Annotated in this window: 13 protein-coding genes; 7 read left to right on the forward strand and 6 right to left on the reverse strand. The window is 58.7% G+C overall.

From position 1 onward, the window contains the following. The first annotated feature begins 77 nt into the window (after positions 1–77). A complete protein-coding gene (locus PspS34_RS10115; protein ID WP_154860553.1) occupies positions 78–1,382 on the forward strand; it encodes a dicarboxylate/amino acid:cation symporter in 1,305 nt (434 codons plus the stop codon). A 57-nt stretch (positions 1,383–1,439) separates the two neighbouring features. Here the strand turns inward: PspS34_RS10115 and PspS34_RS10120 are convergent, their stop codons facing one another. From PspS34_RS10120 to PspS34_RS10135, 4 genes are read right to left on the reverse strand one after another with little or no spacing between them, the layout of a single operon-like run. Next, positions 1,440–2,654, reverse strand: a complete 1,215-nt coding sequence (locus tag PspS34_RS10120) for a pyridoxal phosphate-dependent aminotransferase (protein ID WP_159389649.1) — start codon at positions 2,652–2,654, stop codon at positions 1,440–1,442. After that, entirely contained in the window at positions 2,651–3,289 is a 639-nt protein-coding gene (locus tag PspS34_RS10125; RefSeq protein WP_154910289.1) for a dimethylmenaquinone methyltransferase, read from the reverse strand. Before PspS34_RS10125 ends, PspS34_RS10120 begins: the two co-directional genes overlap by 4 nt. Next, positions 3,289–3,951, reverse strand: coding sequence for an RraA family protein (locus PspS34_RS10130; protein WP_159389650.1), 663 nt, complete (start codon positions 3,949–3,951; stop codon positions 3,289–3,291). Before PspS34_RS10130 ends, PspS34_RS10125 begins: the two co-directional genes overlap by 1 nt. Further along, positions 3,951–4,616 carry an RraA family protein gene (locus PspS34_RS10135; protein WP_154910291.1) on the reverse strand — a complete coding sequence of 222 codons (666 nt, stop codon included), beginning with the start codon at positions 4,614–4,616 and terminating at the stop codon, positions 3,951–3,953. The genes PspS34_RS10130 and PspS34_RS10135 overlap by 1 nt, the downstream gene beginning before the upstream one ends. Positions 4,617–4,721: 105 nt before the next feature. Between PspS34_RS10135 and PspS34_RS10140 the strand changes: the two genes are divergently transcribed. The 3 genes from PspS34_RS10140 (at position 4,722) to PspS34_RS10150 (ending at position 8,197) form a co-directional block, all read left to right on the forward strand. Next, the gene (locus PspS34_RS10140; protein ID WP_154860549.1) at positions 4,722–5,615 is read left to right on the forward strand and encodes a LysR family transcriptional regulator; all 894 of its coding nucleotides are present in this window, start codon (positions 4,722–4,724) and stop codon (positions 5,613–5,615) included. A gap of 156 nt (positions 5,616–5,771) precedes the next feature. Beyond that, positions 5,772–6,590 carry an alpha/beta hydrolase gene (locus tag PspS34_RS10145; RefSeq protein ID WP_159389651.1) on the forward strand — a complete coding sequence of 273 codons (819 nt, stop codon included), beginning with the start codon at positions 5,772–5,774 and terminating at the stop codon, positions 6,588–6,590. A 152-nt stretch (positions 6,591–6,742) separates the two neighbouring features. Further along, entirely contained in the window at positions 6,743–8,197 is a 1,455-nt protein-coding gene (locus PspS34_RS10150; RefSeq protein ID WP_159389652.1) for an alanine/glycine:cation symporter family protein, read from the forward strand. A 61-nt stretch (positions 8,198–8,258) separates the two neighbouring features. On the opposite strand, the gene PspS34_RS10155 is transcribed toward PspS34_RS10150, so the two are convergent. After that, positions 8,259–9,635, reverse strand: a complete 1,377-nt coding sequence (locus tag PspS34_RS10155) for an MFS family transporter (RefSeq protein WP_150812769.1) — start codon at positions 9,633–9,635, stop codon at positions 8,259–8,261. Between the two features lie 489 nt (positions 9,636–10,124). On the opposite strand from PspS34_RS10155, the gene PspS34_RS10160 reads away from it, so the two are divergent. Together PspS34_RS10160 and PspS34_RS10165 are read left to right on the forward strand one after the other, a co-directional pair. After that, positions 10,125–11,066, forward strand: coding sequence for a LysR substrate-binding domain-containing protein (locus PspS34_RS10160; RefSeq protein ID WP_174245511.1), 942 nt, complete (start codon positions 10,125–10,127; stop codon positions 11,064–11,066). Positions 11,067–11,231: 165 nt separating this feature from the next. Continuing rightward, the gene (locus tag PspS34_RS10165) at positions 11,232–12,341 is read left to right on the forward strand and encodes an MFS transporter (RefSeq protein WP_154910311.1); all 1,110 of its coding nucleotides are present in this window, start codon (positions 11,232–11,234) and stop codon (positions 12,339–12,341) included. Positions 12,342–12,448: 107 nt separating this feature from the next. On the opposite strand, the gene PspS34_RS10170 is transcribed toward PspS34_RS10165, so the two are convergent. After that, the gene (locus PspS34_RS10170; RefSeq protein WP_159389653.1) at positions 12,449–13,840 is read right to left on the reverse strand and encodes an aldehyde dehydrogenase family protein; all 1,392 of its coding nucleotides are present in this window, start codon (positions 13,838–13,840) and stop codon (positions 12,449–12,451) included. Between the two features lie 100 nt (positions 13,841–13,940). Here PspS34_RS10170 and PspS34_RS10175 point away from each other — a divergent pair, with 100 nt between their 5' ends. Continuing rightward, positions 13,941–14,819 carry a LysR family transcriptional regulator gene (locus tag PspS34_RS10175; RefSeq protein WP_150812772.1) on the forward strand — a complete coding sequence of 293 codons (879 nt, stop codon included), beginning with the start codon at positions 13,941–13,943 and terminating at the stop codon, positions 14,817–14,819. Positions 14,820–14,840 lie beyond the last annotated feature (21 nt).

A 14,840-nucleotide genomic window follows, 5' to 3' on the forward strand; every position in this document is an offset into this window, starting at 1 on the left:
GGGCTAGGGTAGTTTTCGGCTACGTGGTTACAGCGCGTAACCGACGCAACTACAACAATAAGTAGGGGGCACACCTAATGAAAAACAGGCTACCGGCCGCGGCAGGCATTCTGATCGCCATGCTATTGGGGATTCTTATCGGCTACATGATTTTCCTGAACTTCCCGGACAAAGCGGCGGCGACCAGAGTCGCCGGTTACATCTCGATCGTCTCTGACATTTTTCTACGCCTGATCAAAATGCTCATTGGCCCTCTGGTGTTCTCGACCCTGGTGGTGGGCATCGCACACATGGGGGATGCCAGCGCTGTCGGCCGGGTGTTCGGCAAGGCACTGGGCTGGTTTTTGACGGCCTCGTTGATCTCGCTGTCGGTAGGGCTGGTCATGGCCAACCTGTTGCAACCCGGGCATAACCTGGGATTGCCGTTACCAGACGTCACTAGCGCCACCAATCTGCAAACGTCGGTGTTCACCCTCAAGGATTTCATGACACATCTGGTGCCCAAATCTTTCGCGGAGGCCATGGCCACCAACGAAATTCTTCAAATCGTGGTGTTCTCGATATTCTTCGGCGTTGCGCTGGCCTCCCTGGGCAAGAAAGCCGAGGGCCTGGTGAATGTCATCGAAGACCTGTCCCACGCGATGTTGAAGGTTACCGGTTATGTGATGAAGCTTGCTCCGCTGGCGGTGATGGCGGCCATGGCCGCGACCGTTTCAATTAACGGCCTGTCCATTCTGGTCAAGTTCGCCGTGTTCATGCGCGACTTCTATCTCGGGCTGATGGTGCTCTGGGTGATGCTGGTGTTTGCCGGCTGGATGTTTCTGGGGCGTCGGGTGTTCAAACTGGTGGTGCTGATCAGGGAAGCATTCCTTCTGTCTTTCGCTACAGCCAGCTCCGAGTCGGCTTACCCGAAGATTCTTCATGCGCTGGATCGTTTTGGGGTCAAGCGCCGAATCTCGAGTTTCGTCATGCCCATGGGGTATTCCTTCAATCTTGACGGCTCGATGATGTACTGCACGTTTGCCGTACTGTTCATCGCTCAGGCCTATGGCATCGAGATGTCCATCGGCACGCAGATCACCATGTTGTTGACGTTGATGCTGACCTCCAAAGGCATGGCCGGCGTGCCCCGGGCTTCGTTGGTGGTGATTGCCGCGACGCTGACCCAGTTCGATATTCCCGAAGCCGGTTTGCTGCTGATTCTGGGGATCGACACCTTCCTCGATATGGGCCGCTCGGCCACCAACGCGGTGGGCAACTCCATCGCCACGGCTGTGGTGGCCAAATGGGAAGGCGAGTTGGTGAGTGAGGATGAGGCCGAGCGAGACGCCGCCGTGCTGGACGCTTCGGGTGGCGTGGGGGAGAAACCGCTGACTGTCTGACCCGTGCCGAGAAAAACGAAACCCGGCGATGGCCGGGTTCGTTCAAATACACTTGGGTTAACGCAGGGCGCTACAGAACGCGCGGATGGCCTCGCAGGCCTTGCGCAATGAAGCATCATCCAGGGCATAGGCAATGCGGATGTAGGGGCCGAGGCCAAAGGCGCTGCCATGCACCACCGCCACATTCGCTTCGTCAAGCAATGCGTGGGCGACATCTTCATCGGTGAGCAGCGCTCGACCGCCCGCTGAGGTTCGACCGATCAGCCCAGCGCAGGAGGCGAACGCGTAAAACGCCCCGGCTGGGCTGACGCATTCAAGACCAGGTGTGGCGTTCAAAAGCTCCACCATCAAATCGCGACGCCCCTGAAAAGCGGCACGGCTTTCGCGGATGAAGTCCTTGGGGCCCTCCAGTGCGGCGAGTGCGGCCTGCTGCGAGATCGAGCTTGCACCTGAGGTTTGCTGACCTTGCAGTTTTTCCATGGCCTCCAGTAGCCAGCGTGGCCCGGTGGCAAAACCGATACGCCAGCCGGTCATGGCATAGGCCTTGGAAACACCGTTCATGGTCAGGGTTCGCGTGGCGAGCCGTGGTTCAACCTGGGCGAGGGTATGGAATACTTGATCGTCGAAGATCAGGTGTTCGTAGATGTCATCGGCCAGAATCAACACGTGAGGGTGTGCCAACAACACCAGCGCCAAGGCTTGAAGCTCATCCCGGCTGTACACTGCGCCCGTCGGGTTGGACGGCGAGTTGAGGATCAGCCAGCGGGTCTGCGGTGTGATCGCCGCGGTCAGTGCCGCGGGCGTCAGCTTGAATCCGGTATCGGCATCGCAAGTGACGATTCTGGTTTCACCACCACACAGTTGCACCATCTCCGGATAACTGACCCAGTACGGCGCTGGCACGATGACTTGGTCACCCTCATTTAGGGTCGCGGCCAGGGCGTTGTAGATCACCTGCTTGCCACCGTTGCAGACAAGGGTGTCTTGCCAGGTAACGTCCAGGCCGTTCTCACGACGGAACTTGGCGGCCACCGCTTCTCGCAGTGAGTGTACACCGGCGACCTGGGTGTAGCGGGTGTGGCCGTGTTCGATGGCGTGAATGGCCGCTTCACGTACATGTTCGGGTGTATCGAAATCTGGCTCGCCGGCGCACAGCGAAATGATCTTCGCACCTTGCGCCCGGCGCTCAGCCACTCTATCGATTATCCGATAGGTCGCGGAAGGTTGCGCACAGGCCAGGCGTTGGTTCAGACGTTGGATATCAGCGCTCATGCGCGGGTTCTCCATTCGGTAAGGTTCATCAGTTCCAGGGTCGAGCGACCTTCGGTCAATGCTTGCATCATCAGCGCTTCCTTGTTCGCGCGAGCTTCGCCTTCAGCGAGGGTACGTGCGGCATCCGACTTGGGAATGATGATCACGCCATCATCGTCGGCTACGACCAGGTCACCGACCGCCACGCCTACGCCATTGAAATTGAATGGCTGGCCCACGGAGGGCGCGCTGACCTTGACGGTGCCTTTGACCGAGATGCCGCGCGCGAATACTGGAAACTGGCGCTTCTTCAGCGCCGCGATATCACGGACGCCCCCATCAATGACCAGGCCGACCACGCCTGCCGCTTCGGCTGCCACGGTCAGCACTTCACCCCAGTAACCGGCGATGAAACTTCCCGTACCCACCACCAGAACGCTGCCGCGAGGTACGCGCTCCATTGCCAGGTGCAACGACAGGTTGTCACCCGGCGAGCACTCCAGTGGGTAGGCCGGCGCGGCGATGAAGGCACCGTCCCAGACGGGACGGATCGCGCTGTCGACCGCACAGGGCAGATGGGACGCTTCATACAGTGTCGAACTGCCCAGGATTTTTGCTCGTTCGTGGAAATTCAACGGGAGGGGGAGCGTGGTCATCAGACTTTCCTCTGCAGGTGGTGGTAACCCAGTGCGGCGCGGGCTTGCTTGAGGGTTTTGCCTTGAGCGATCAGGGCTCGGATATCGGCTTCGACCGACTCGATCTGGCGGGCGCACGCGGCCACTTCAGCTGCCCGGGCGCGAGGCACAATCACCACGCCGTTGGCGTCGGCCACCACGATGTCACGGGCACACACCCGGGCCGTGCCGACGGACACTGGCTGATTGACGGATTGAACCTGCACGCGGTCCTTGCCAGTGCGCATGAAGCGGCCCTTGCTGAAGACCGGATAACCGTCACCCAGGGCCTTGTTCACGTCACGGCATACACCGTCGATGACCGTTGCGGCGATCTGCCGGCTGCCGGCGTACTGGGTCATGATGTCGCCCCATACCGTGCAGTCTGTGCGGCCACTGTTGTCGATCACCACGACGTCACCGGGGAGCACGTCTTCGATGAAGTCGCCCACAGTACCAGGAGGCACGCTGGCCGAAACGTACTGCACGGTGAAGGCAGGTCCGACGATGACCTTGCTGTAATTGTCCAGTGGTGCCACGCCCAGGCATTGGCCGGGCAGGCCGAGTTTGTCCAGGGCATCGGAGACGCCAGGGGTGTCCAGGCCCTCAAACAGGGCGACAAGTGCTTGGTCTTCAAGATTCATCAGGAACGCTCCACCTGGATAGCTTCGAACTGGGTGTCATGCATCACTTCGGCTACTGAGCGGCCGCTGCGAACCGCTTCCACCATGCCGTCCTGGCGACGGGTAATGCGCTCGCCAAGATCGACTACCTTCTCGATGTAAGCCTGGGGCACGAACACCGTTCCGCAGTTATCGGCGATGACATAGTCGTCTTCGCTGACGTCGACGCCCGCCACATTGATCGTCACGGCGGCATCGATCTGCACCACCCGATTGCGCGCGCTGATCATGGTGACGCCACGGCCATATACCGGGTAGCCAATCGACTCGCTGCCGTCGATGTCGCGACTGAAACCGTCGATGACCGTGCCGCGCACCTGTTTGCCAGCCGCGGCGTTGGCGAGAATATCGCCCCAGCAGGAAATGCCTTCGATACCGCCAGCAATGACCAGCACGCGGTCGTCGCTGTCGATCTGCTCCACCACCGGGGTGATCAGATGCACGGTGGGCACGCTGTCGGATTTTGGCGCCAGCAATACGGTGCTGGCGCGACCAACAATCTTCGGGCAGTTCCACAGCGGACGTAGTCCCACGGTGGCACCAGCCAGGCCGAGGAAGTCGAGGGCGTCGGATACCGTGTTGGTATCCAGCGCTGCCAAGCGATCCAGCAAACTCTTTTTGTTCATGGGGTAGCCCCTGCGGTGACGGAGGCGGCCAGTGTCGACGAGGCGATTTGATAGGTATATTACTAATCACAGAAGCGTTAGATACGCTAAACCTATGGAATAATCATGATCAATTTCCGTCTGATCCGTCACCTCTGGCTGTTCCTGGCCGTCGCCGAAGAGCAGAATTTCGGCCGTGCGGCCAAGCGGCTTGGCATGTCTCAGCCTCCCCTGAGCGAGCAGATTCAGGTGCTGGAACAGGCACTCAAGGTCCAACTGTTCGAGCGCTCGCGACGCGGGGCGAAACTGACCCCAGTGGGGGCGGCGATCCTGCCGGCGGTGCGTAAATTCGCCGAACAACTCGAGCGCCTGGAACTGGCGGTGGAGGAGGCCGTAGCAGGGCAGTCGGGGATGTTGACCATCGGTGCCATCTCCACGGCCATGTTTGACGTACTGCCTGGTCTGATCGAACAGATGAAAGACGATTACCCGCACCTGACCGTATCCGTGCGGGAAATCGACAGCGTAGAGGCCGTTCCGGCACTGGAAGCCGGTGATATCGACCTGGCCTTCGCCCGTCTGGACGGTGATCTGGGCGCCTCGATCCAGTCACTGCCGTTGCTGGAGGATCGTCTGGTAGTGGCGTTACCCAGTGACCACCCATTGGCGGCGCGAACACGTATCAGTTTGTCCAGCCTGGCCAACGAACCTTTGGTGATGTTTTCGCGAAAGGTCAGCCCGGTCTATTTCGACTACTTGATCGCAACCTGCCGAGCCAGCGGGTTTTCCCCGCGGGTGCTGCATGAAGTGCGTTCGGTCGCTTCGCAAATTGCCTTTGTCAGCTATGGGCAGGGCATCGCCCTGGTACCGGCATCCTTGAAAAAAATGGCACCGGATAACGTGGTATTTCGATCATTGAGTCAGAAGCTTAACGTGGTGACGACGGCGGTGGCCTGGAATGCGGATCGGCCCAATCCGCTCATAGCAGAAGTCATTGCCCGACTGCGGAAAAAGGCCTGAGGCGAGCAAGGGCTGCGAGTGGGCAATCAATGATAGGTTTGGCGTATGGAAACGTTCCACAATTAGGAATTTACATAAGACTCGAACCGGCTGAAATTGGGCCTGTCGCCGATGACCTGTTTCGGCGGCAGTCCTATCGTCCAAGGAGTCATTTTCGTGACCGCATCCGAAACGTTCACTCATACGCAGCTCCCTTTGACCGTTGAGGGAGTCCAGCTGAACGTCGCCGCCATTCATCGAAATGGCAACCTGACGCCGATTGTGTTCCTGCATGGTTTTGGTTCCACCAAAGAGGACTACGCCGATATCGTGCAGCACGCGGAATTCGCCGGGCACCCCTTCCTCGCCTACGACGCACCGGGCTGCGGGGAGAGCCAGTGCAGCGACCTTTCCAGTATTTCGATTCCTTTTCTGCTGCAGACCGCATTACAGATGCTGGAGCATTTCGGTATCGAGCGCTTCCACCTGGTCGGCCACTCCATGGGCGGACTGACCGCACTGATGCTGGCCCATCAGTTCCCGGAGCGGGTAATCAGCTTCGTCGATATAGAGGGCAATATTGCTCCGGAAGATTGCTTTCTCAGCCGGCAGATCGACGCTTATCCAAGCGATGATCCAGAGAAGTTTTTCACGGCTTTCATCGAGCGTGCCCGGCAGGCCCCGGCATACGCCAGCGCACTCTATTCGGCGAGCCTCAGGCAAAAGGTGCGTGCCGGGGCAGTGCGGGGGATATTCCGGTCGATGGTCGACCTTTCCGATAACGCCGACCTGATGAGCAGGTTTCTCGGCTTGAAGTGCCCGCGAATGTTCATGTACGGCGAGCAGAACGCTTCACTGTCCTACCTTTCGCACATCGAGGCCCAAGGCGTGCGTTTGGCGCCAATTCCGGCCTGCGGCCACTTCCCCATGTACTCCAACCCCATCGCGATGTGGAAACAGATCGCCGATTTCCAGACCGGCAGTCGAACCGGATAAGTCCGATCGCCCCGAGCGCTTCCCGATGTAGGGCGGGAGCCTGACTGCGGGCTCGCGGTCGCTATTCAACGCGTTTCATCTCACATGCCTGCCGCGGCGATGTGTGAGGGCGTGTGCATGCCTGTAATCCATAACAACAAGAGGTTCAAATCATGCTCGAAGTCATAAACAGCTTTCTTTCCGGAAAGCTCCTGATCGTACTTATCGTAGGCCTGGGTGGTTATTTCACGATTCGTTCACGCTTTGTCCAGTTTCGCCATTTCCTGCATATGTTCGGAGCCTTTCGCGATAGCGTGCAGAAGAGTGCCGGTCAGATCAGCTCGTTCCAGGCCTTGATGCTTAGCCTGGCGGGTCGCGTAGGGGCGGGCAATATCGCCGGAGTCGGGTTGGCCGTGACGTTGGGCGGGCCAGGAGCGGTGTTCTGGATGTGGGTGACCGCGCTGGTAGGCATGTCCACCAGCTTCTTCGAATGCAGCCTGGGGCAGTTGTACAAACGATGCGATGCCAAGGGACAGTTTCGGGGTGGGCCGTCGTACTACATCCAGTACGGACTGAAACAGGCGTGGCTGGGCAAGGTCATGGCCGTGTTGCTCCTGGTGACTTTCGGTTTTGCCTTCAACGGGCTGCAATCCCATGCCGTGACTCACTCGCTGAACAATGCGTTCGGCTTCTCCACGACCTACTCCGGTATTGCGATTGCCGTATTGCTCGGCCTGGTATTCATGGGTGGCATCAAGCGCATCGCTGCCGTCTCGGACCTGTTGGTGCCGGTCAAGACACTGGCCTACATTGGCGTGACCGTTTATGTGATCGTGCTTCAGTTTGACCATGTGCCGGGCATGCTGGTGACCATTTTCAAAAGTGCCTTTGGCCTCGACCAGGCATTCGCAGGCCTGGTTGGCAGTGCCATCGTCATGGGCGTCAAACGCGGGGTGTTTGCCAATGAGGCGGGACTGGGCAGTGCGCCCAACGTAGCCGCCGTGGCGAAAGTCGATCACCCGGCGGCTCAAGGGGTGGTTCAAGCTTTCAGCGTCTTCCTGGATACCTTTGTGATCTGTACCTGCACGGCCCTGCTGATCCTGTTGTCGGGCTTTTACACACCAGGCTTCGAAGGCGATGGCCTGGTACTGACACAGAACGCACTGGCGGCAGTGGTCGGGGACTGGGGGCGCACGTTCATTAGCGTGGCATTGGCTCTGTTTGTCTTCACGTCGATCCTCTACAACTACTATCTGGGCGAAAATAACCTGCGCTTTCTACTGGGCGATAAACGTGCTGCGGTGATGATCTATCGGGGCCTGGTGTTGCTGTTGATCCTTTGGGGCGCCGTGCAAAATCTGGGCACGGTGTTCGCCTTTGCCGATATCACCATGACGCTATTGGCTTTCGTCAATCTGATCGCGCTGGCGCTGTTGTTCAACGTCGGCATGCGCTTGCTGCGTGACTATGACCGGCAGCGCAAGGCCGGCATCAAGTCGCCGATATTCGACTCCAGCCAGTTCGCGGATCTTGATCTTGACTTGCAGGCATGGCCCCATCGGGAAAAGGTCGGCAACAGCATCCCTGAATCTGCACCACAGGTAGCACCTGCCTCTGCCGTGCGCTGATGAAAAAAGGGCCCATGACAAGTCATGGGCCCTTGAAGGTCGTCTGGAGATCCTCCGTCAATCAGACTCGCGCAGCATGGGGCTTTACACGTCCCTTCAAACCGGTACGTTCTTCAATCTCACCTGAGCCACTGATATAGCCGTAACGCGACAGGTTGGGCATCAGCATCGCGGCGATGAAGGTGATGGTCACGACCGCCGCTACGTAGAAGAAAAAGTACTCCTCGATGCCCTGTGAGCGAAGCGACAAGGCCACGTATTCGGCGGTGCCGCCAAATGCCGCATTGCCCACCGCATAGGGAAATCCAACCCCCAATGCACGTACGGCAGGTGGGAACAGTTCGGCTTTGACGATCCCGGCAATCGGCGTGTAGAGCGACGCAATGGCCAGACCGCCAAACACCAGCACGAATGCCATGAACGGGTTGCTGACCGACTGCAGCGAGTAGAGCAGGGGGATCACCAGCAACATGGCCAGCCCGGAAAACATCAACATGTGCGCCTTGATACCGATGCGGTCGGCGAGCAAGCCGAACAGCGGCTGGCAAAGCATGAAGCCGATCAGGGCCGCCGTCATGATGAAGCTGACCGTTTCCGGGCTGAAGCCGGCGGAGATCACCAGGAACTTCTGCATGTAGGTAGTGAAGGTATAGAAATACAGCGAACCACCGATGGTGAACGCCACCACCAGGGCAACTGCGCGTTTGTGTTTGAACATGCCGCGCAGAGAGCCGGCATCTTTGCGGTTCATGTCTTTCTTGTTGGCGGTTTCATGCATGGCGCGACGCAGATACACCACCACGACCGAGCTCAGCGCGCCGATGAAGAACGGAATCCTCCAACCCCACTCGCGCAACTCTTCACCGGTCAGGGTTTGTTGGAGAATGACGACGGTCATCAAGGCCAGCAGCTGACCGGCAATGATGGTGAAGTACTGAAACGAGCCATAGAAACAGCGACGACCCGGTGTTGCGATTTCGCTGATGTAGGTGGCGCCGGTGCCGTATTCCGCACCGACCGACAGGCCCTGAATCAGCCTGGCAACCACGAGCAGGATCGGCGCCGCGACGCCTATGGTTGCGTAGGTCGGCATGACGGCGATCAGCAGCGAGCCGGCGCACATCATGAACACCGAGATAATCATCGAGACCTTGCGGCCGCGAGTGTCAGCAATCCAGCCGAATATCCAGCCACCGAGCGGGCGCATGAAAAATCCGACGGCGAAGACGCCCGCGGTCGCCAGTAGCTGGCTGGTCGTGTCGCCCTTGGGGAAAAACGAAGCGGCGAAGTAGATGGCGGTGTAGGCGTAAATGAAAAAGTCGTACCACTCCACCAGATTGCCCGAGCAGGCACCCATGATGGCCTTGACGCGGTTGGGCGCTCTCATCGCAGCAGTTTGGGCTGCGTGGTCTTTGGCGTCTGTGATTGATGCGGACATGTGATTCACCCTTTTTTCAAGGCGAGGGGAGACGAGGAGCGCGCTGATGCGCGTCCGACGTGACTGGCTCGTTGGGTTTTGGGTTTAACGAAAAGGCGTGAACCCGCTCACGGCCGGATTTCCGTAGAGAAGGGGGAGGGTGGAAGCACGAGCGTGGCGAACGGTAGTGGCCCGGGGAAATCGGACGGGTGAGACGAAGCATTGAACATCATGGCGCGAGCCCTCGAATCTTATTCTTGTAGTGAGTCGAGCGCTCTTTGGCGCCGACGTTGATTGCACGCTACCGCAGAGTCAGGAGGGTAATAAGCCGTCAGGAAGGCCTAACTGATATACCTGAATTTTATAGCTTGGCGTGCAGCCCCGGCGGGCCGGGGGATACAGCCGGCTTGAAGGTCCTGGGGCCGCACGACACGGTGGTTGCGGGGCATTCCAAGGTGCGTAAATGCGATTACACTCACAGCACTTTCGCCGCATATCGCGCCGAGCCCGATGCTGACTGGCCTGGTAATGGATGTCGTTCAACTCAAAACCCTGATTCATGTTGCCGAGCTGGGCAGTCTCAGCAAGGCCTCGGATCGTCTTCACATCGCGCAACCGGCACTTAGCCGGCAAATTCGATTGTTGGAAAAGGAGCTCGGCACCTACCTGTTTGATCGACATGGTCGAGGCATGGAGATCACCGACGCCGGACGTGAAGTGTTGGCACATGCCACCCGAATCATGGAAGAAATGGAGTCCATTCGAAGTTCTGTTGTGGGCGCAAAGTCCTCTTTTCGGGGAACGGTCGTCATCGGCACGACGCCGACGGTCGCGCAAATTATCACTGTTCCATTGGTACGCAAGATCAAAGAGGCGCATCCGAATCTCGCCGTCAGGTTTTCCTCGGCCTTCAGCGGTTATCTGCTCGATTGGGTTCAGCGTGGCGAATTGGAACTGGCGATTTCTTACGATCCCCATCCTTTGCATACGCTGCGTATCGTGCCGGTGATGATGGAAAATCTGCTGCTGGTCGGTCCCGCCAGCGCCAACCTGCGTCTTGATACGCCGATATCGTTCGAGTCATTGGCTGAGCAGCAATTGGTATTGCCAAGCGCTCGACATAGCCTTCGCGTGATTCTGGATGATTGTGCACGTCAAGTCGGGATCAAGCTCAAGACCAGCGTTGAAGCCGACTCCTTCGGCGCCATGATCGATCTGGTCCGAAATGGCTTCGGTCTGACCGCTTTGCCTTTGGCATCGATTTACGCGCAGGTCGACGCTGGCGTGCTCAGTGCAGCCCCCTTGGTCGACCCCGTTCCCATGCGCAAACTGGTTCAGGTTTTTCCGGCCGACAGGCGGGTCAGTCCGGCCGCCAAATTTGTCGGGGATGCCTTTATCGAGATTGCCGCCGATCTGGTCAATCGCAAGATTTGGGCTGGACACATGCTTTGAGCCAACGGTGAACCTGTTAGCTGCGAGTGCCCCGTCCCCATACAAATCGCCCAATTATCCGTAGTTGCGCAGCTGCTCACGAGTTCCGCTTTGCTCACCACTGATGACACTGTCTTGAACCAACAAACGCGACTGCCTGGCGTATTCGGCATTTTTATTTTGGGGATGCTGCAAGTTCTGGTCTGGGGAGGTTCGTTCTTCCTGATGGCCGTCATGGCCGATCCGATCATGAAAGAGACCGGTTGGGCCAGCCAGTGGGTGTATGGCGCACTGTCTCTGAGCATTCTGGTTTCCGCGATGCTGGCACCGTTGACCAGCCGGCTTATCGCCCGGTACGGCGGCCGCCCCATCCTGGCCAGTAGCGGGCTGGGTGTCGCTATCGGGTTGTTTTTGTTGGCCATCTCGACCTCGTTGCCGATGTTTCTTTTGTCTTGGGCCGTGATTGGCGTCGGTATGGCGCTGGGGCTGTATGAAGCGCTATTCGCGGCTTTAGGTTCTCTGTACGGGGAGCGGGCGGGCAGTGCGATTACCGGGATCACGCTTATTTCAGGGTTTGCGACAACGCTGTCATGGCCCGCGGTAGCGCTGGTCATCGAGCACGTTGGCTGGCGCACGACGTGCGTGGCTTATGGGGTGTTATTGGTCATTGCCGTGGCACCGCTTTATCTCTGGGTGCTGGCGCGGGGCACGGGACCCCTCACAAAGAGCCCGGCAGTGAGTGATGAAAGTCTCTCAATAGACCGGCGGATCTACCTGTTGCTTACGCTGATCTTCGCGTTGGGTGCCGTGATCATGACGGCGATGTCGGTCCAGCTGATTTCATTGTTGCAGGGGCAGGGCTACTCGCTTGCAGCCGCTATCGGACTGAGCGCGTTGCTGGGGCCGAGTCAGGTAGGATCACGTGTTCTACAAGTGTTTTCGCGAAAGCGACACCCGATCTGGACGACGTTGATCTCTGTGGTGTTCGTGGCAATTGGTCTGCTGTTTGTGACCATCTCTCCGGCAATGACCGCGCTGGGTCTGGTGATCTATGGTGCGGGTAATGGCTTGCGGGCGATCGTTCGAGGACTGCTGCCATTGGCCCTCATGTCGCCTACTCATTATGTTTTGCTGATGGGGCGCATGGCTCGGCCTTCGCTCATAGGACAGGCCTTGACTCCCCTCGCGGCCGGGTACCTGTTAGAGATCTGGGGCGCTGGCGGTGTGCTTGCGGGCCTGAGTTCGCTGGCGGTATTGAATGTGCTCCTGGTGTTGCTGCTGATTCGACTGGTATGACACTCCAGTCCTGACCATATTTCTCAATGACTAGGCCCAATCTGAAAAGATTGGGCCTAGTCATTGAGAAATACCCCCGGTTTTACCCCAGGGGCACTACGCTGCCCTTAACGCCGGTCCAGCCAAACCGTTTGTGCATTACAGAATTCACGCACCCCGAAATGCGAGAGTTCACGACCAAAGCCACTCTTCTTCACGCCACCAAAACTGACACGCGGATCGCTGGCGCTATAGCCGTTGATGAACACGCCGCCGGTTTCAAGTTCGCTGGCCATCTGCCGGGCGAGTTCGACATTGCGCGTGTAGAGGGTGGCGGTGAGGCCGAACTCGCTGTCATTGGCCAACTCCAGCGCATGGGCTGCGTCTCGGGCCGTGATGATTGAGGCCACCGGACCAAACAACTCCTGTTTGAATGATGTCATCTGATCGGTCACGTCGCCGAGTACAGTGGGCTCATAGTAGTTACCTGGGCCTTCAGCCTTCTTTCCACCCATCAGCAACGTCGCGCCTTCTTTCAGTGTGTCGCGCACCTGTTGATCCAGTTCATCGCGCAGATCGAAGCGAGCCATCGGGCCGATATAGGTGGTGGTAGCCAGTGGATCACCGACAACCAGCTGTTGGGTGGCCTCGACGAACTTGCGGGTAAATTCCCGGGCAATGCCTTGCTCGACAATCAGTCGTTTGGCTGCGGCGCAGACTTGTCCGGTGTTTTGATAGCGCCCGATCACGGCGGCTTTTACCGCCTCATCGAGGTCCGCGTCGTCCAGCACGATAAAGGGGTCGGAGCCACCCAGTTCCAATACGCATTTCTTCAGTGCGGCTCCGGCCTGAGCACCGATGGCCATGCCCGCTCGCACGCTACCGGTGAGGGTGACGGCCGCGATGCGTGGATCGGCGATCGCCTTGGATACACCGTCCGGGGTGACGTTGATGACCTCGAAAACACCTTCGGGGAAGTCCGCTTGCTTGAAGGCCTCCAGCAGCAGGTAGGTGCTGCCCATGACGTTTGGCGCGTGCTTGAGCACGTAGGTATTGCCGGCGAGCAGGGTGGGGACCGCGCCGCGCAGGACTTGCCAGATGGGGAAGTTCCACGGCATCACGGCGAGAATCGGGCCCAGGGGACGATATTCAATGCGTGCCTTGCCGCCTTCAACCAGGGTCGGTTCCGGGCTCAGCATGGCGGGGCCGTGTTCGGCGTACCACTGGCAGAGCTGCGCACATTTTTCAATTTCACCGCGGGCCTGGGCAATCGGCTTACCCATTTCCAGGGTGATCATGTTCGCCATGGCCTGTGCATTGTTGCGCAAGGCCTGAGCGAGGTTGATCAACAGTTGCGCGCGCTGTTCAACCGGTTTGCCGCGCCAGGCGCGAAACCCGGTAGCGGCCCGCGTCAGCGCGGCCTGTAATGCCGAATCGGATTCGAAAGGGTAATGGCCGATCTGCTCGCCTGTAGCGGGGTTGATCGAAATAGCATGGGTAAGGCTGGATACGTTGGTCATGGCACCGTCCTGCGAGGTAGGAATGTGCTCAGGTTATGGGGCTATATGTTTTCTGGAAACTGAATAATACTGAGCATAACGTTCACGTTTGGAGAATGGCTTGGATCTGGTTCAGCTCGAAATTTTCAAGGCTGTCGCCGAGCACGGCAGCATCAGCGTGGCCGCCCAGCATATCCACCGGGTGCCATCGAATCTCACGACCAGAATCAAACAGCTTGAACTGGACCTGGGTGTGGATCTGTTTATTCGCGAGAAGAGTCGCCTGCGCCTGTCGCCGGCCGGCTGGAGCTTTCTGGATTACGCTCGACGTATTCTCGATCTGGTTCAGGAGGCGCGCGCCACCGTGGCGGGTGAAGAACCGCAGGGAGCCTTCGCCCTGGGTTCGCTGGAAAGTACTGCAGCGGTACGTATTCCAGAGCTATTGGCCGCCTATAACCAGAAGCACGCCAAGGTCGAACTGGACCTGTCCACCGGCCCCTCCGGGACCATGATCGATGGAGTGCTGTCCGGGCGGCTGGCCGCTGCATTTGTCGATGGTCCGGTGTTGCATCCGGCGCTGGAGGGTGTGCCTGCATTCGAGGAGGAAATGGTCCTGATCGCCCCCCTCAACCATGACCCGATTCATCGGGCCAAGGATGTGAATGGCGAAAACATCTATGCCTTCCGCTCCAACTGCTCCTATCGCCATCATTTCGAAAGCTGGTTCGCCAATGGCGCGGCGGTGCCCGGCAAGATTTTCGAAATGGAGTCCTATCACGGCATGCTGGCCTGCGTCAGCGCCGGTGCCGGCCTGGCGCTGATGCCCCGCAGCATGCTCGAAAGCATGCCTGGATGCACGACGGTCAGCGTCTGGCCGTTGTCGGAGTCGTTCCGCTATTTACGCACCTGGCTGGTATGGCGCAGGGGGACCGTGTCGCAGAGCCTGACGATGTTTGTGCGCTTGCTTGAGGAGCGGGGTGTGGTGTTGATCGATAAATAGCGGAAAGTTAACGGTCTGTGC

Origin of the sequence: Pseudomonas sp. S34 (assembly GCF_009866745.1) — a bacterium.
Classification (GTDB): domain Bacteria; phylum Pseudomonadota; class Gammaproteobacteria; order Pseudomonadales; family Pseudomonadaceae; genus Aquipseudomonas; species Aquipseudomonas jessenii.